At 46.6% G+C, this 17,759-nt stretch carries 14 protein-coding genes; 3 read left to right on the top strand and 11 right to left on the bottom strand.

Annotated features, from left to right (window positions below):
• Nucleotides 1–6 precede the first annotated feature (6 nt).
• Nucleotides 7–816, top strand: coding sequence for an SPFH domain-containing protein (locus J0L70_RS05110; RefSeq protein WP_287453361.1), 810 nt, complete (start codon nucleotides 7–9; stop codon nucleotides 814–816).
• Nucleotides 817–878: 62 nt separating this feature from the next.
• On the opposite strand, the gene folP is transcribed toward J0L70_RS05110, so the two are convergent.
• On the bottom strand, nucleotides 879–1,709 hold the full coding sequence (folP, locus tag J0L70_RS05105; RefSeq protein WP_017287562.1) for a dihydropteroate synthase: 831 nt from the start codon (nucleotides 1,707–1,709) through the stop codon (nucleotides 879–881).
• 131 nt (nucleotides 1,710–1,840) lie between these two features.
• On the opposite strand from folP, the gene J0L70_RS05100 reads away from it, so the two are divergent.
• On the top strand, nucleotides 1,841–2,095 hold the full coding sequence (locus J0L70_RS05100; RefSeq protein ID WP_017287563.1) for a hypothetical protein: 255 nt from the start codon (nucleotides 1,841–1,843) through the stop codon (nucleotides 2,093–2,095).
• Nucleotides 2,096–2,156: 61 nt separating this feature from the next.
• Here J0L70_RS05100 and J0L70_RS05095 read toward each other — a convergent pair whose 3' ends face one another.
• From J0L70_RS05095 to purH, 9 genes are all read right to left on the bottom strand, one after another.
• Nucleotides 2,157–5,303, bottom strand: coding sequence for a hybrid sensor histidine kinase/response regulator (locus J0L70_RS05095; protein WP_287453359.1), 3,147 nt, complete (start codon nucleotides 5,301–5,303; stop codon nucleotides 2,157–2,159).
• A gap of 58 nt (nucleotides 5,304–5,361) precedes the next feature.
• Complete coding sequence (locus tag J0L70_RS05090) at nucleotides 5,362–6,585, bottom strand: glycosyltransferase family 4 protein (protein WP_287453357.1); 1,224 nt, start codon at nucleotides 6,583–6,585, stop codon at nucleotides 5,362–5,364.
• A gap of 37 nt (nucleotides 6,586–6,622) precedes the next feature.
• Complete coding sequence (locus J0L70_RS05085; RefSeq protein ID WP_287453355.1) at nucleotides 6,623–6,853, bottom strand: hypothetical protein; 231 nt, start codon at nucleotides 6,851–6,853, stop codon at nucleotides 6,623–6,625.
• Nucleotides 6,854–6,863: 10 nt separating this feature from the next.
• Complete coding sequence (locus tag J0L70_RS05080; protein WP_287453353.1) at nucleotides 6,864–10,964, bottom strand: hypothetical protein; 4,101 nt, start codon at nucleotides 10,962–10,964, stop codon at nucleotides 6,864–6,866.
• 91 nt (nucleotides 10,965–11,055) lie between these two features.
• Nucleotides 11,056–11,343 (bottom strand): helix-turn-helix domain-containing transcriptional regulator, encoded by a 288-nt coding sequence (locus J0L70_RS05075; RefSeq protein WP_287453352.1) that lies wholly within the window; start codon nucleotides 11,341–11,343, stop codon nucleotides 11,056–11,058.
• The gene (locus J0L70_RS05070) at nucleotides 11,330–11,668 is read right to left on the bottom strand and encodes a type II toxin-antitoxin system RelE/ParE family toxin (protein WP_287453350.1); all 339 of its coding nucleotides are present in this window, start codon (nucleotides 11,666–11,668) and stop codon (nucleotides 11,330–11,332) included. The genes J0L70_RS05075 and J0L70_RS05070 overlap by 14 nt, the downstream gene beginning before the upstream one ends.
• Nucleotides 11,669–11,671: 3 nt before the next feature.
• Nucleotides 11,672–13,261: a glycoside hydrolase family 57 protein gene (locus tag J0L70_RS05065; protein ID WP_017287567.1), complete on the bottom strand. Its 1,590-nt coding sequence runs from the start codon at nucleotides 13,259–13,261 to the stop codon at nucleotides 11,672–11,674.
• A 262-nt stretch (nucleotides 13,262–13,523) separates the two neighbouring features.
• Nucleotides 13,524–13,994, bottom strand: coding sequence for a DUF4079 domain-containing protein (locus J0L70_RS05060; protein WP_017287568.1), 471 nt, complete (start codon nucleotides 13,992–13,994; stop codon nucleotides 13,524–13,526).
• A 42-nt stretch (nucleotides 13,995–14,036) separates the two neighbouring features.
• The gene (purH, locus tag J0L70_RS05055) at nucleotides 14,037–15,572 is read right to left on the bottom strand and encodes a bifunctional phosphoribosylaminoimidazolecarboxamide formyltransferase/IMP cyclohydrolase (protein ID WP_287453347.1); all 1,536 of its coding nucleotides are present in this window, start codon (nucleotides 15,570–15,572) and stop codon (nucleotides 14,037–14,039) included.
• A 65-nt stretch (nucleotides 15,573–15,637) separates the two neighbouring features.
• On the opposite strand from purH, the gene J0L70_RS05050 reads away from it, so the two are divergent.
• Nucleotides 15,638–16,279: an alpha/beta hydrolase gene (locus J0L70_RS05050; protein WP_287453345.1), complete on the top strand. Its 642-nt coding sequence runs from the start codon at nucleotides 15,638–15,640 to the stop codon at nucleotides 16,277–16,279.
• A gap of 240 nt (nucleotides 16,280–16,519) precedes the next feature.
• Here J0L70_RS05050 and J0L70_RS05045 read toward each other — a convergent pair whose 3' ends face one another.
• On the bottom strand, nucleotides 16,520–17,680 hold the full coding sequence (locus J0L70_RS05045) for an NAD(P)/FAD-dependent oxidoreductase (RefSeq protein ID WP_287453344.1): 1,161 nt from the start codon (nucleotides 17,678–17,680) through the stop codon (nucleotides 16,520–16,522).
• Nucleotides 17,681–17,759 lie beyond the last annotated feature (79 nt).

Below are 17,759 nucleotides of genomic sequence, written 5' to 3'. Positions count from 1 at the left end.
CAACATATGATTGAGATTACTGGTGCATTGTGTCTTATTGTTTTGGGTTACATCATAGGTTCTATCCGCATCGTTGAACAAGGCGATCAAGCGATCGTGCAACGTCTCGGGCAATATAAGCGCATCCTCAATCCAGGACTCAATTTCGTGATCCCGTTGTTGGATACGGTGTTAGTCGAGACGATTCGGGAGCAGTTGTTAGATATTGAACCGCAACGGGCTTTTACGAAAGATAATGTGCCGATCGAAGTCGATGCGATCGTGTCTTGGCAGATTCTCGATTTGAGAAAGGCTTATTACGCTGTCGAAGATCTCGAAGAGTCGCTGAAACAGATTGTGATTTCGACGTTGAGAAATGAAGTGGGGCAATTGACTTTAGAGGAATCTTTCTCATCGGCGAGCAAGATTAATCAGGCTTTGTTACGTCAACTCGATAAGTCCACGGCTAACTGGGGCGTAAAGGTGATTCGCGTGGAGGTGCAAGAGTTTATGATTTCTCAAGCGCTGCGAGATTCACTTGAGAAAGAGCGGGCAGCGCGAAGTGAGAAGCAGGCAGAACTGACTCGAACGGAAGGAACGGTGAAGTCGATTCAGCAACTTTCAGCAGCCTTGGAAGGACAGAATGCGGATGTATTGCGCTACCTAGTTGCGAAGGATTACGTCGATGCAAATCGCGAAATTAGTAAAAGTGAGAATTCCAAGATTGTCTTCCTTGACCCGCGAGCACTCAATGAAGCAGTGACAGATTTGATGGGACATACGGGCGTAATTGACGCGCGCAATCGCGGGAATATCGATGGGGATATTGATACTTAATGGTGTGAAGACGAGATTTGGAATTTGGAGGGAGGCAATTGCCTCCCTTTTTTAGCGGCTTTTTAGCGCCAGATGGCATCTGCAACGCGGCAGGCATCTCTGAGTTCGGCGACATCGTGAACGCGAACCATATCGGCTCCATTGGCGATCGCGCTGACACAAGCGGCGGCAGTTCCCCACACTCGTTTCTGAGGATCAGGTTGGTCAAGAATATGACCAATGAAGCTTTTTCGCGATGCGCCGAAGAGAATCGGGCAATTCAAGGATTGCAACGCTTTGAGATTGCGGATGATGTCTAAGTTTTGATCGAACTGCTTGGCAAATCCAATGCCTGGATCAATGATGATCTGGGTGATGCCATGGGCGATCGCGCTTTCAATTCGCGTGTTCAGGAATTCATAAATCTCTGGCATCAGATCTTGATACTCGGTCAGCGATTGCATGGTTTTGGGAGTTCCTCGCATATGCATCAAAACGATCGGAACGCCTAATTTGCCGACAGTTGAGAGCATTTCTGAATCGAACACGGCTCCAGAAATATCATTGATCAAGTCGGCTCCTGCCGCGATCGCATGTTTCGCAACGACAGCACGAGTTGTATCGACTGAAATCGGGATTTCAAAATTCTGCCGAATTGCCTCGATGATCGGAATGACGCGATCGAGTTCGGCTTGAAGTGAAATTTCTTCGGCATTCGGGCGAGTAGACTGTCCACCGATATCGAGAATATCTGCACCGTTTTGAATCATGTGATCGGCTTGAGCGATCGCGCTTTCCAACGTGTTGAACTGTCCGCCATCACTAAAACTATCGGGCGTGACGTTCAAAATCCCCATGATGTAGGTTTTCTGTCCCCAATTAAAAGTCGATCGCCCTAGATTCCAAGCTTGCATATCGAGTCGATTGAATCATTGCCTTAAAATTATCCGTCTTTGTGCAGAACTCAGACCCCGCATTCAGAAAGAGGTTCGCTTGGGAGAGCGCACTCATCATAGGTGCATCCCATCTATGGAGTTACTGTACTATGTTTGAATTGCCTCCTTCTGGTGAACTGTGGAACTGGCAAGGTACGCCGTTTATTGTCGGTGCTTGTTTGCTCGTTCTATTAATCGGTTCGCGGACTATCAAACACCCTCATACGGGTGCAAAGATGCCGCTGCCATTTTCTAAATCTTTATTCAATAACATTAGTGTTGCTGGTTTTCTCGCTTGTATGAGTTTCGGGCATATTTTGGGCTTTCTCCTAACTCTAGGCTTTGCGAATACCGCATTGAGATAGACAACCAAGTAAAAACTCCGAGTCTTAAACCGCTCGGAGTTTAAGCCGTATCAGCGCGAATCTATTTGAGCAGAGTGATGATCTCATGAATCACCTGACTCGGTTCAATGGGTTTAGCTAAGTGTCGCTGAAATCCGGCGGCTAAGATTTGATGCTGATTTGTTTCTCCTGCATAAGCCGTTAACGCGATCGCAGGCACATCACTCTGCTGCCGAACTCGCTGGATCAACTCATACCCATCGAGATCCGGCATGGCAATATCGCTGATGACTAAATCTGGCGAGAATTCAGACAACTTTTCTAGCGCCAATTTTGCACATTGAACCCCTTGTACAATTGCGCCTGCGGCTTCGAGTACAAAGACTAAGAAATCCAGATTATCTGGTTCGTCATCGATCGCTAAAATTTTCACCCCTAGAAGATCCTGGGATACTTCAGATCCGCGCTCAGGTTGATCAAGTTGAGTTTGAATCATGGCAATTGGCAATCTGACGGTGAAGGTTGCACCTTGATTTTCTCCTAGACTTTCAGCAGAGATCGTTCCCCCATGCAGTTCGACGAGATGACGTGCGATCGCAAGTCCCAACCCTAACCCGCCAAACTGCCGAGTTGTCGAAGAATCGGCTTGACGGAAGCGCTCGAAAATATACGGTAACACTTCAGCCCGAATGCCTTTGCCCGAATCACGAATCTGAATCTGAGCTTCCGTCTCAACCTGCGAGAGCGTGACTTCAACACGTCCTGAAACCGGCGTAAATTTCACAGCATTCGATAGCAAGTTCCAAAAGACCTGCTGCAATCGGTTGGCATCCCCCCGAACTGAGCCAAGCAGTGGATCAACCGTGAGCAAAAGCTCGATCGCCTTCGATTCTGCGGCTAAGCGAACCGTTTCGACTGCGGCTGTCACCGTTTCGGCGAGATTGATCCAATCGCCGTTGAGGACAACCTTTCCTTGCAAAATCCGAGAGACATCCAGCAAATCTTCGATCAATTGAGCTTGCAACACTGCATTGCGCTCGATCGTGTCGAGCGCTTGGGGCACTCGTTCTGGGGGACATTTCCCGCCTTTGAGCATTTTCACCCAACCGAGGATCGGATTGAGGGGCGTTCTCAACTCGTGCGAGAGAACCGCGAGAAATTCATCTTTGATCCGATTCGCTTGTTCGGCTTGTTCGCGCAGCAGCTTTTCTCGATCGAGCAGTTCTTGTCGTTCCGCTTCACGGCGTTTGACTTCGGTGACATTGAGCAATGTGCCAACCCACCGGATCGGATTGCCGACGGAATCCGTAAAAACTTTACCGCGACAAGCAACCCACCGCTCGATCCCATCCGAGAACCCAATGACTCGGTACTCGATCACCTCATCGCCTGAGCTTTGTCGATCAAGTACGGCTTGGACAAATTGATTGACGCGATCGCGATCATCGGGATGCATTCCAGCTTGCACCGTGTCGAAGGTAATTTCGTCCTCGCCGGTTGTTGCGAACATTGCCTTACAGCCGTCATTCCAAATGATCCGTCCGGTCACGAGATTAAAATCCCAAGTACCGAGTTCTGCCGACTCGATCGCCAGTCGTAATCGCTCTTCCGTCTCTTGTAATGTCGCTTCGATTTGTTTGCGTTCGGTAATGTCAGAGAGAGCGCCTGGAAACGAAATGGGCGTTCCGTCTGCGTCATATTCGACCCGTCCTCGTGCTGTGACCCAACGCTCTGACCCATCGGCTGAGCGCACTCGATATTCTGTGAGATAGTCTTCTCGGGTCTCGATCGCAGTCTGAATCGCGGTTGCAACCGACTCGTGATCGTCTGGGTGTATGGCATTTAAGAAAATTTCGAGCGGTAATCCCCGCATTGCAGTTTCAGGATCAACCCCCAATAACTGCGCCAATGCAGCGTCCACTGAGATGACATTTTCCTGCATTCGCCAGCGCCAGGTATAAATCGATCCGGCAGCGAGCGCTGAAGACAGAAGCGAGTCTGCTTCTCTTAATTCGGCTTCGGTTTGCTTGAGTTGAGACAGATCGATCGCAAAGAAAAACCCACTTTGAGACGCTTGATCAAATTTGCCGCCCCCTAGCAAAATTGGAACCCGATGCCCATTTTTGTGAATGTATTCTTTCTCAAATGCTGTGCAATAACCTCGCGTCATAATTTCTTCAACGGCTTCGGCATCTCGCTTTTCCCATTCAGGTGGGGTCAGCGATTTCCAAGTCAGGAGTCCGGCTTCAAGTTCGGCGCGGGTATAGCCAATGAGATCCAGCAGTGCATCATTCCCATCGGTTAAGCCCCCGTCTTTTGTCCAAATGCCGATCGGAATGATATTGCACTCAAACAAGCTGCGAAATCGGACTTCGCTTTCAAGTAGGGCTTGTTGCGTTTGTTTGCGCTCGGTAATATCCGACACAAACACAGATATGCCCGTGGCTGAAGGGGAAACCCGATTCAGAAACCAACGATTCCAGGTGGAGTAGAAGCATTCAAACTCGATCGTTTTTTGCTCAGCCAGACTCCGACAATATTCGGTATAAATCGGAGTGTGAATCGCTTCGGGAAAGACATCCCAAATGCAATGACCCACTAATTCCGCTTCAGACTTGAGAAACAATCGGGTTGCCGCAGCATTGACATAAACATAGTTCCATTCTCGATCGAGCACAATGAATGCATCGGTGATGCTTTGCAAAACTGTTTCAGCTCGTGTTTTTTCGGCTTCTGCTGCTTCGCGCAGGAGGCGTTCTCGCTCAGCGACTTCCTGCTGCATTTTTGCATTAATTTTCTCTTGGGTAATGTCTCGAACTTCGATCACGGTTCCGATCGTTTGACCGGCTTCTCGAATGGGACTGGCTGTATAAGCAACCGGATAAAAATGTCCATCCCGATGAACAAAGACTTCTTCGCCTTGCTCTTGGTTGTTTTGCGGAAAGACTTGATCGATCGGGCATTCACATAATGGGTAAGGGCTACCATCCGGGCGAGTATGGTGAATCGCATCATGTAAAGCCCGCCCCTGAAGCTCATGCAGCGCATATCCAGTGAGCTTTTCAGCCGCAGGATTCATATAAACGCACTGCTGATGTTCATCCATCACAAACAGCGCTAGGGTTGCATTGTTGCAGACCGTTTCTAGATACTGCTTGTAGTACCGAGAATCTGCTGATGAGTTTGGAAATTGCTGAAATTCACTCAAAGACTGGCGAGGCTGGGTCATGAATCGCGGAGACGAGAATCGCAAATCTATCATAAGATAGAGCACTGTAGCTTAGAGTCTACCGATCGATAGAATTGACTAGGGTTTGATATAGCTCAATATAGCGCTGTGCTTGAAGTTCTAGCCGATATTCTGACACTGCGATCGTTCGGCAATTCTCGCGCATCTGTTGACGCAATCGGTCGTTTTCGAGCAGGACTAAAATTCCAGTTTTGAGATCTTGAACGTCTTCTGAGTTTGCCAAGTAGCCTGTGACGTTGGGGCGAACTAAATCAGGCACCCCTCCGACACGGCAAGAAATCATCGGCGTACCACAGGCAAGACTTTCTTGGAGAACGAGCGGTAAGTTATCGGCGCGGGTTGGAAATACGAGCAGATCTGCGGCGGAATATACGATCGCTTTTTCTGCGTCATCTTGGATATAGCCAAGTGAGACAGTTTGAATTCCAGTCTGCTCGGTGTCGCCACTGCCGAATGTGACAAGTACGAGTTGAGATTTAATTGCGTCTGGTAACTGTTGCAATGCGGCTAAAACTAAATCACCTCCTTTGCGGCGTTCCTGAAGGTGAGTCGCGACAAAGAGTAAAACTCTCTTATCTTTTGGCAGGTTCAATCGCGATCGACAGTACTCTGGATTAAGCGGTTTATAGACATCGACATCTATTCCGTAAGGAATATGATGCACGGCAAATCGTCTAAATAGTGGGCTTTCTCTGGCAACGGTTGCCAGCCAGCGACTCGGAGCGACGATCGTTAATCGAGCTTTTTGGTAAGCCCATTTTTTCAGCTTCCATTCCCAATGACTACTATCTCGCCGCATCGGTGGAAAGATGGTGAGATCGGGACAGTTGCCACAGCCGATTTTCCAGCGATCGCAGTCATAGCTAAATGAGCAATGCCCGGTCATTGACCACATATCATGCAGAGTCAGAACCGCAGGCTTGCGCTGGGTGAGATGTGCGATCGCTAGATAGTTAAAGTAGCCATCATGTAAGTTATGAAAATTGAGCAAATCAGCACTTTGATAGCTCGGATGTTTTTTAAGCTTGAACGTCGAAAGTAAATGAATCTGAGCCAATCCCAATGGATCAGTAATGCTTTGAATCCGTCTCTCTGTCCGGGACGGAGGAGAAAGTTGAGTAACGCGATCGCTTTGAGTGACCTTACGAGCAACGAGGAATCGAGAATCAATCTTTTGATCTAATAGTCCTTGATGCAGTCGATAGCCTGCCAGTGCTGCACCTCCTGCTACATCCGTTTGGTTGAAATGGAGAACTTGCATGGATCGGAATACTATCTCTAAGGTGATCGACTTCGCATCAGAATAGCTCTAGTTCTTGAGTTGGGAGCAATTCAGCCCGATAGGATTCGAGGCTGGGAAAATCAGGAGTCCCTTCATACGATAAAACGAGATCCGACCAAGAAGTAGATGTGGTCGCTTGGCGAAGAGATTGAAGAATTAAGGTTTCGAGTGGAAGATTCAGTTCAGCGGCTTGCTGAATGAGATTTTGCTCTAAATCTTTGGGTAATTCGATCGTAATTCGCATCATGATAAAAGCTTTATTTGATTGATTTTTCCTGCTTTTGTTCGACTGGAGGAGATGGATCGAGCTTGAGGAATCTTCTGATTTCGTTATTAAATAAACCACTAACAGCGATCGCTGCAATACCCAAAAATATTGGAAGCCAAACTTTCCAATCAAAACCTCTTTTAGGTGATAAATCAGTTTTTTGTGTCCTCTCATCTACAGGGCAAGTATATGACTCTAGGACGGAAGGCTTTTGAATAGTTAAAAGCTGAAGAATCTCCTCTGGTTTCGGTGGTTGCCATTCTTTACGCCGAGCAGAAGCTTCAGTCTCTGGTAATCGCCATTGCAGTTGATCTTTCTGCTCAGGGAGGTAATGAATTATTTTGCGAAGTGCTTCACATGCCGCACGAGTTCCTCGTTGTTGAAGCCGATATGGAATCTGATTTCGCCATCTTCTGATACTGTCTTCGGCATCAATTCTATAATCATCTGGGTTGAATCCCCTACTTTGAGGGGTTGATCGCAGTTTTGGAGGGTCGGAGTAATGTTCGACTAGGAAGAGGTACAAATCAGCAATATAATCTTCATGAAGCCTATATTCGATACTTCCTTGAAATTCATTTGCAAAAGATACAGATTCTAAAACTTTCTTCCTGTATTCAAGATCTTGCTGGCTCGCATTCCATACCATCGCCCAACTTTCGTCATCAGCGTAGAGCATCAATGTTTGGGCTGCAACGATCGCAATTTCTCTTGCCTTACCCGTAGACGGAAGAGGCGTTGAAATTTTAGCTTGTGCAAATGCTTTTGCAGACTTAACTTGCCTTTTCATAAGCAGTTTGAGCAAAGAGCCAATACTTTTGTCTGTTAACTTCTCATCATGCAATTTTTCACAAAGCGCAATTTCTAACTTCTCATCCCAGCAGCATTCTATTTGGCTAGAGGCATAGATATCACCATGTTGGGCATTATCTTGATCCAGCAAAATCATCAGTCTGACAATGAATTCATCTGGTGCATTCTTATAGGCTAAAGATAGTAAATGTTCCCAATACTTCTCATGGCTAGCATCACTAGGATCAGGGTAATCTAGAATTATTGCTGTCCATTTTTTCCAGATCTCAGGAGAAATATTAAGGATGTATTGAAGGTCTTTTTCGATGATTAATCGCAAGGCTTTGTATCCTGCGAGTGCAGAGAATCGAAAAGAATTTGTTCCAAACCAAGCATCTGTTTCAGGTTCTCCATCATAGATATAGCGCTTTGCTGCTGAAATAATTCGTGTTTGGGTTAAGTCGTCTGCTTCTTTCCAACCTGGCAGCATGGTCAAATCCGCTTTGAATTCATTGCCATAGTGACGACTTTTCGGCATGAGTGTCATTTCTGTGCAAAGATGCCACCATGCTGCCACTTGACCAAGCTCAAATTGTTCTAGATAGATTAAAACTCTCTCTTTGGGAGATGGCTGTATTTCAGTCTCTTTGTCTTCCTCATCTTTCCAAGAGCGTCTTTCTTCCATAGTACGTAAATAACTTGCTCTTGCCGTTTCAGCTTCAGACGAAGCAATTTCAATTTGCCCCAAAAATGATGCGAATTCTGCTTTCAAAATAGGTAAAGAGTCACTAGCAGTAATCACTGCACTAACTTGATCTACATCCGTCCAATCTAGTTTTAGGCTTACTAGCCAAGCGTATGTTCTTTGAACCGATTCTGAATATGATTCTTGAATCTTCTCAATCAACCATAAGAAATCTTGCTTCAGAGGACTGATACGGTTGTAAAAGCTAGTCCCAGCAAGATAATAAGGAGGTTCTTCCCAATCACCAATCAGATTAATAATTGTTTCAAGCAGAAGACGACGTTTAGTATCATTCTCAGCCAAAAGATCTATGAAATCAATTCCAGTAATACTATCAATGACTTGCTGATGTGCCCTAATTTTGAGTAGAACAACTTTCGCAAAAGGTTCAAGAACTTCTCGGATGTCAAGATGTTCCCACGCTCTGAGCAATATTCGATCTGACATTGCATTGAAGGGGTAGTGGGAATCTTGCAGGACTGGCTGTTTTTCTAGATAGGTTAAGACCATAGGCAGATCAGGGACTTGAAGCGATTTTGCAAACTCCTTCGCCAAGAAATTCTGATAGGTTCCGCCTATAATTTTTGATTTAGGTTGGGTAATGCTCTCTAAAACCTTTTCTGCTGTCAGGTATTGAGGATACAGAAAACAAAGTGCATGTCCTTTCAATTCGTCTTCCAAATCATCTTCGGATTGAGAGAGAGCTAGGGGCATTAGTTGGAGTTTAGTACGGTCATTGCCTAAATGCTTCACTGCTTTTGCAGCTTTAACTCTCATCCAATAGGATTGTTGAGAATTCAAAGTGATATCAGCTAAGCAATCCTGAACTGTTGTCAAATGACAGGCTTCTGCAACATCAATTGCGACGTATCGCGAGGCTTCACTTTTTGCGGGGTCACAGATGTAAGCTCTCAATTGAGTAGGCAATTCAGCATGCTTCCAATGCCTGTAAGATGAAGTGTCACGCCCCTGAAATTGGTAAACCAATTTTCCCTGGTCATGTAATCTCAGTAGTGACGCAACTACTTCTTCTTTTTCTTCATCGCTTTCTGGCAATATTTCGCTATGAAGCAATATGTCTGGATCAGTTGCCATCATGCTCTGAAAGATTTGTGAGTCTAGTCTTGATAACCAAGCAGCAGTTTCAGAAAGTTGCGGGATAATCTTTTGGTCTGACTGAAGAAATAAATCTAAAATCTGAGCCGCAGGCAAATTGCGATGCTTCAGATACCAAGCAGCTAAGAACTCAGCATACGATTGATGTGACCATCTCATTCGAGTGGAACCATAAAGTGAAAAGAGTCCAGTAGCTAGAACTTCTTCGATTGCTTTATTATCAATTTCAATGGGAGATATTCGTTCGTAAACAAATTCGTTGCCTAAACAAAGCTGATTAATTGAAATATCCTTTTCATGATCCTCCCCAGCGCCTGTGGCAGTCCAGATAGTCGAGCGAAGTGTGAGAATTGTAACCGCAGCAATACGTGCTGCAATAACAAACCGTTCATCTTCTTCTAAGGTTCCATCTCTACCTGACAAGATACGGTTTGGGTTCTGCTCTTTGCAGAGATAGCGGCACCCTTTCTCATAAATATCTTCTCGACGTAAATTGTTTGGAAGTTCACCATGATTCTTTCGGAAGATTGCTAAAAGAAAGTCCAGACTAATTGGATGTCTGGCAAATGGGGCTACACCCTTACGTTTAACTATGGCTAAGAATTTTTCTGCGTCAAAACCATTGACAGTTACAGCAGTTGCTATATCAACTTGAGACAGAGGAGTTAGCTCATAGGATTTGACAAATTTCTCATTCTCAAAGCTTTCCTTTCTCTCGTTCCAATGCGGTAGACAAAAGCATATTAGGTGAAAAATTACGCGAGTGAAGCTAGCAGAAGACTCATTATCTGCGCCGATAATATAAACATTGTTAGGATCGCTATACGTTTTGCTATCTGGCTTACCAGCAGCCAACCAGATTGGAAGAAATGCTTTTTCCAGTTCTAGTTTATTGCTCTCTCTCCAAAGTTTCTCTAAACTATCTTCTAGCATAGCTATAGCTGGAGCTAGGGCTGACCGACAGGCTATACGAAGATAGAGATGACTTAATTTATCTCGATACTTGTCCTTTTTGAATTCATCAATTATTTGAGTAACAAGAGTCGGGATTTCTAGTAGCCCTTCATCAAGACTATCTAGAAATAGATAAAGACTATGTGTGCCCTTCTCCCAAGCAACAAATTTCTCATCCTGAAATAGTTCGTATTTTAGGTTGGTACAGGAGCGGAGGTTAAATTCAAGTACAGTGTAATCACTATTAGACCTGTTATCCGTATAGTCTTTCAAGTTCTCTATTTCATGAGATTTTCCAATCCCTGCTTCGCCTATCAGTATTAAGCACGGCACATCAGCAAAATGCTCAAGAGTTACAAGGTTTGGATTCAGTTGAAAATCGTCTTCAAAATCTAAATCTTTCGGATAGACACGATCGCTCAAATCAAACTGACCAGATCGAGGACACCAAAATCGCTTCCAATCATAAACCTGATCAGACATAGAAAGAAACTCTGAAGGGAGAACTCCTGTTCTAAGATAACGCCACTTCAGAATTTTGAGTGTAGGAACAATAAGTTTTTCGAGCGATCGTTCAAGTTTTTTGAGCGATCGACAAACGCAGATTCAACTCATTCAAAAGATCAACAAGCATCAGGAGATTCGGCATCTCTCCTTGTTCTAATAATTCATAGCATTCTCGCCATTTGACAGCATTTGATAGCTCAGTCAAACTTGCTCGTGCCTCAGCAACGTTCTTCAAGGCTAGGCGAATATGCTGCGGATCGCCATCTTCTAGAACAGAATCCAGGTATGCTGCGGCTTCTTCTGGATCTTGCAGCGAATTCACTAAGAACGCATGATAACTTTTAGTCGTTGGCATTGGCTTGAAAGTCACTCCAATACTGCTTAGCTACCAGGATATCTCGATCTTGAGTGGTTTTATCACCCCCGCATAAGAGAAGCACGATTGTCGATCCAGAAAACGCAAAATAGACTCGGTAGCCTGATCCGTAATCGATCCGAAGCTCAAAAACGCCTGAACCGACTGATTTGTAATCGCCTAAATTCCCCATTTCAACTCGATCGAGTCGCTTCCTGATCCGAATTCGAGCTTGGCGATCGCGCAACCCAAGAAACCAAGTCTCGAAGGGAACATCACCCTGATCGGTGACGTATAAGACCAGTTCTCTGGGTTGCGCTTCCACAGGTTAGAGCGGGCGATAAACGCGATAGTTAATATCGGGGAAGATATTGTCGATCGCTTCTACTTTTTCAACCCAGCCCGAATCAACCTTGCCGTGGTTGATATCTTCATAGAGCTTGTTGAAGCGCATTAAATGCGATCGTGTTCTTCTAATCGCATACGGAACCATCGTGCCCGTTCGCATGATAAACGCCCAATCCGAAGACTGTGCAAGCAACAATTCGCGGGCAGCTTGATTCAGTGCTTTCCACTCTAGTTCATCCGCAGGCTCACGTTTTGCAAGTTCGATCATGCGTTCTGCGGCTTTGTGCAAATGCGGATAGATCCAAGCATTCGTCTCATTTAACCAGTATTCGTGGAAGCCCTTGTATCCCCAACTCGATTGAGACGGGCGACACACTTGCTGAGTCGGATGCGTTCTCAAATAGTCAGCGAGGTGAGTCATCTCAAAGGTACTTTGATCGAACCACGATTTGCGGAAGAGGTAATCGATGAACATCGGACCTTCATACCACCAGTGCCCGAAAAGCTCTGCATCATAGGGCGAGACAATGATCGGCGGACGGTGCATGATGCCAAATAAATGCTCGACTTGGCGTTCGCGGTTGTAGACAAAATTCGCGGCATGTTCTGTGGTTTTCTCACGTGCCCAGTAAGGATCGTAAAGCTGCTTATCGCCCAGACCTAAGCCTTTTCCGGTAATTTTGTGGTACTTGATGCCGACATTTTTACGCTGACCGTTGGGCATAACGTACGGTTTGATGTATTCATAGTCCGCATCCCAACCTAAATCGCGATAGAACTCTCGATATTCAACCGCGCCCGGATAGCCGACTTCTGAAGACCAAACTTGCTGCGAGGATTCGTGATCACGTCCAAATGCTGCGACTCCTGGCTCCGTGAAAATCGGTGCGTAGCTGCCATAACGCGGACGAGGACGGGCATAGAGAATTCCATGTCCATCCGTGAGGAAATAGCGCAGACCTGCATCGGCGAGCATCCGCTCGACCCCTTCGTAATAGGCACATTCAGGGAGCCAAATTCCTTTCGCAGGACGACCAAAGGTTTTTTCGTAATGTTCACAAGCGACCTGGATCTGTGCCCAGACGGCTTGCGGATACATTTTCATCAGCGGCAGATATCCGTGAGTTGCGCCGCAGGTGATGATTTCGAGGTTGTTGGAGTCGAGAAACTGTTTGAAGGCGTTGATTAAATTACGATCGTACTTCTCCCAAGTATTGCGAACCCCGTTGAATTCTTTGGCGTTGTATTCCGCCAGATATTTCATGTGCCCAGAATGAGCGTGACGCTCGACTTCCAGTTCTGCTAATTCTTCGAGCTTGGACAAGTGCTCGTCATAGCGTTCTTGGAGCAGTGGATCTGCCAACATCGAGCAGAGCGGCGGGGTCATGCTCATGGTGATTTTGAAGTCTACGCCGTCGCGTTTTAAGCCTTCAAAAACTTGAATTAAGGGAATATAGGTTTCAGTAATTGCTTCATACAGCCATTCCTCTTCTAATACAAAGTCACTCTCCGGATGACGGACGAAGGGCAAGTGAGCGTGCAGAACGAGGGCAACATATCCAATACTCATAAAGACGCTGGGGTAAGTGGGCGGGATCGTTGCCAAAATTGTACGGCAAAATTGAGACTAAGTTTTGTTAAATGGGGAGCAGATTTTTAGATCGGGGATCAAGTTGCAAAATTGGGGATCAAAATGATTTGAGGCGCTAGAGCCGCAGGTGGACTGCCAAAAACTAGAGGCAGCGATTTTCTCACTGCCTCTAAAAGCGGTATGAATTTGGATGTAGGCGAGTTTAGGTTGCTCAATCTCCCATTCTGGGAAACACAAAGAACTACATCCGGTTAATAATGTTCTGCACGATTCCCACGCCTGTGACAGCCTGCCAGCCAAACAGTCCAGTAATTACTACGTTGATAACGATGTGGCTGAGCCGCGCCCATTCTTGTCCTTTCTGCATGAATGGTGTAAGCGAAGCTGACATTGCAATCAGACAGGTCATTCCTAATCCTGTTATCAAGTGCGGATTGACAAAAAGTTTACCGCTATTGATATAAGTCGCACCCATTGCCCCGACTGAACCAACCACCATCAACGTGAGTACGATCGCACCGATTTGGTGATGCTTGATGTTGAATCTTTGCTTGACGAGCTCTTTCTTCAAATCACCTTGAGCCGATCGAGTGCGTCGCCATTGCAGCCCGGTATACATTGCGTAACTGGTCAGCGCTAGCAAAACCCACATCAAAACAGGATGGACAAACTGACTGTAAACCTTAAGGGTATGAAGGATATCGGCAGACATAGAAACGTGTTCTTGAGAGGAATGTAATAGAACTTAACACAATCAATGTAAGAAGTGCCGAATTCCTGTGAGAACCATGACAATTCCAAGTTCGTTAGCAGCTTTGATTGAGTCTGCATCGCGCATACTTCCACCGGGTTGAACGATCGCTTTAATTCCCGCTGCGGCTGCCGTTTTCACAGAGTCATCAAATGGGAAAAATCCGTCCGATGCGAGAATTGCGCCTTGGGCTTTTTCGCCTGCTTGTTCGAGGGCGATTTTGGCAGAGCCGACTCGATTCATTTGTCCAGCCCCGACTCCTAAAGTTGTGCGATCGTTGCTCACAACAATGGCATTCGATTTCACATGCTTACAGATCTTCCAGGCAAATAAGAGTTCTGCAAGTTCTTCAGGGGTTGGCTTTTTCTCGGTGACTAATTGCCAAGCATTCGGATCTGCCACAATGTCATCTGCGGCTTGGACTAAGAATCCACCTGCAATCTGTTTGACGTTATTCTTCGCGCCGTTGGTCAAATCTGGAAGGATCAGCACTCGAAGATTTTGCTTGGCTTGCAGAATGGTTTGAGCTTCGGAATCAATTCTAGGTGCAACTACGCATTCTAAAAAGGTCTTGGTGAGAGCAGTTGCGGTTGCAGCGTCGATCGATCGATTCAATGCAACGATTCCACCGAATGCGGAAGTCGAATCTGCATTGAATGCTTTTTCGTAGGCTTCAGCGATCGATGATCCCATCGCTGATCCACAAGGGTTGTTATGTTTAATGATCGTTGCGGCTGGATCATCATTGGCAAATTCCGCAATGATCGAGCGGGCAGCTTCTAAATCAACTAAGTTGTTGTAGCTGAGTTCTTTGCCTTGCAGTTTTGTTGCGGCTGCCCAACCTGTCGGGGTTGCCCCGGTTTGATACCAAGATGCAGGTTGATGCGGATTTTCTCCGTAACGCAGTTCTTGGATTTGGGTTCCGGTGAGGGTAAAGGTTTCCGACTTCTGTTCGAGTTGCTGTTCGAGATAGGCTGAGATCGCTGCGTCATAGCTGGCTGTGTGTTTGAAGGCTTGAAGTGAGCAGGCTTGTCGGAAGGCGATCGAGGCTTCTCCATTTTTGCGGAGTTCTTCGAGGTACGTGTCGTACTGATTGGGATTGCAAAGGATGGTCAGGTTGGCAAAATTCTTCGCCGAAGCGCGAACCATTGCAGGGCCGCCGATGTCAATTTGTTCGATCGCGTCTTCTAATGTGACATCGGGTTTTGCGATCGTTTGTTCAAATGGGTAGAGATTGACGACGACTAAATCGATCGGGCGAATGTTCTGAGCTTCCAAATCTGCCACATGCTCTGGCAAATCGCGTCTTGCTAAAATTCCGCCGTGAATTCGAGGATGTAGGGTTTTGACGCGTCCGCCTAAAATTTCGGGCGATCCGGTGTAGTCGGAGACTTTCGTCACGGGTAAGCCTGCTGCTTTCAAGGCTTGAGCCGTTCCACCGCTGCTGATAATATCGAAGCCAAATTCTTCGACTAATTGTTTTGCAAATTCGACTAATCCTGTTTTGTTGGAGACGCTTAATAGTGCCAAACGTGCCATCGATTTAGTTCCCAAGTAAAAAGAGATCTCTAAGCATACAATCGACTGGATGAGATAGGAATTTTATGCTGAATACGATGACAATTCCCGCCAAGTCTGGCACTGCAACTGCTGCGATCGTCATATTGCATGGCTGGGGTGCAAATGCTCAGGATGTGGCGTTTCTCTGTTCTTTGCTGAAATTGGATCAGGTGCAGTTTATTCTGCCTGATGCGCCGTTTCCGTTTCCTTATAGTCCTGAAGGTCGGATATGGTACGACTTGAGCGAGTCAAATTTTTCGAGTGATTTTGGTCAGCGATCGGATTTAATCAGCAGTCGCCAGCAGTTAAGGGATTGGCTCAATTCTTTAGAGGCAACAACCGGAATTCCTTTATCGCGCACGATTTTAGGGGGCTTTTCTCAAGGCGGGGCGATGACTTTGGATGTGGGGTTGTCTTTGCCGTTGGCGGGGTTGATGATTTTGAGTGGATATCAACATTCCACGCTTCAGCCTGGGACAACGGTTCCGCCGATTTTGATGGTGCATGGTCGGCAAGATATGGTGGTTCCTCTGGCGGCTGCACAGCTTGCGAAGAAGAATTTAGAGGGGATGGGGATTGCGATCGACTATCAGGAATTTGATATTGGGCATGAGATTTCGCCGTTGGTTTTGAATGAGGTTTATGAGTTTGTGCAGAAGATTTTGCCGGGAGTGGGGGGAAATTAGTTGGCAATTGCATGAATTTTGTGGGTTGGGAGTGGGGCGATTGTTTCGCTGCGTTGCGATTCCGCCCGTGATTGAAAATCCGGACTAATAAAATGAAGTCCACTAAAGGGACTAAAACAGCCAGTATGAGAGCCTTTCAGTCCCTCTAGTGGACTTTTCTCTGTTAGCCTGGATTTTCAATCACGGGCGAGGCAGAATCGGAGCTTAGGGACTTTATTAAACTGTAAGGCTTCTATCTCCCTATCCGTTTTTGGTGAATCGTTCTAGCGAGACTTGTTGCAACAATGCGTCTGGGGTTCCTTTTGACTGAATAGCAAATCTTCGGGCTAAAGGAGGAACGATCGCTAAAGGGTTGCCAAATCCTGAGAAGACGTGCAAGGTTTCATGTCCTGGGATGTTGCCGACTAGGGGTAAGCGATCGCCGCTGAATGCGACGAGGCAATGTTGCCAGGTTCCGGCTAGTTCTCCGACTTTGGGTAAGACGCGGCTAATTTTTTTTCGGAGATCGGCTTCACTTTGGCGAGCATTGATCGCGGCATTAGGATCAGTTAAAGTTCGGCTGACTTGTCCAATTAAAATGCGACTATCTCGGAACTGAACGGCTCCAGCATCGAGAATGGCAGGGGCAGGTTCTTGTCCGGGTTGATCCCAGATTGCATCATCACGGCTGGCATTTGCTTCTAGGGTGAATCGCTCGGCTTCGGCTGGCATGACCAACGTACTAAGCTGCACGGAACTAGAAGGGATTTCGATAATTTCGGCGTGGGTGAAGTACTGAGCGATCGAGATGCCTGAGTTTTTCAAGAATTGGCGCGTTAAGGCTCCCATGCAGAGGACGATATTGGCTGCAAAAAATTCGCCTTCGGTGGTGAGAACGCTGGTTTTGAGGAGTTGGGTGACGGTTGCGATCGTATAGGTTCCGGTCGATCTCTGCATGGCTTGAATGTATGCCTGTGCTGTTTTTTCAGCATTGATGTGTCCGTGTTTGACGGTTAAGGCTCCAGCGATGCCGTTTGGGTCGAGTAAGGGTTCTAGCTCACAGGCGGATTCGATCGTGAGAAATTGCGGAGGGGTTGCAAAGTTAGCATAGGCGGCAGTCAGGGTTTCGGGGTTGGATTCGGGGGCGATCGTTAACAGTAGATCGATCTCGCGAAATTCGGTGTCGGCATCGAGTTCGGCGGAGAGGTTTTGATGAATGATTTTTGCTTCGGTGCAGAGTTGGCGGGTGAGGTCGGTTGTGCCTGACCAGTAAGCGATGCCGCCATAGCTAAAGCGGGTTGCAGAGGGGGGATTGCGATCGGCATCGAGTAAGAGGACGGAGTAGCCTTGTTGGGTGAGTTCGTAGCTGAGGGATGCGCCTGTGATTCCTGCGCCGATGACGATCCAATCGTAGGTTTGCATAGGTGAGTGTGTGGTGGTGTGTGGGCTGGAGTGCGACCGCTGCTCAGAACTGTGAATCTCGGCGGTGATAGTGGTTGAG

Source organism: Leptolyngbya sp. UWPOB_LEPTO1, from assembly GCF_017302695.1.
GTDB classification, from domain to species: Bacteria; Cyanobacteriota; Cyanobacteriia; order Leptolyngbyales; family Leptolyngbyaceae; genus Leptolyngbya; species Leptolyngbya boryana.
This window is presented reverse-complemented; position numbering and strand designations above follow the sequence as displayed.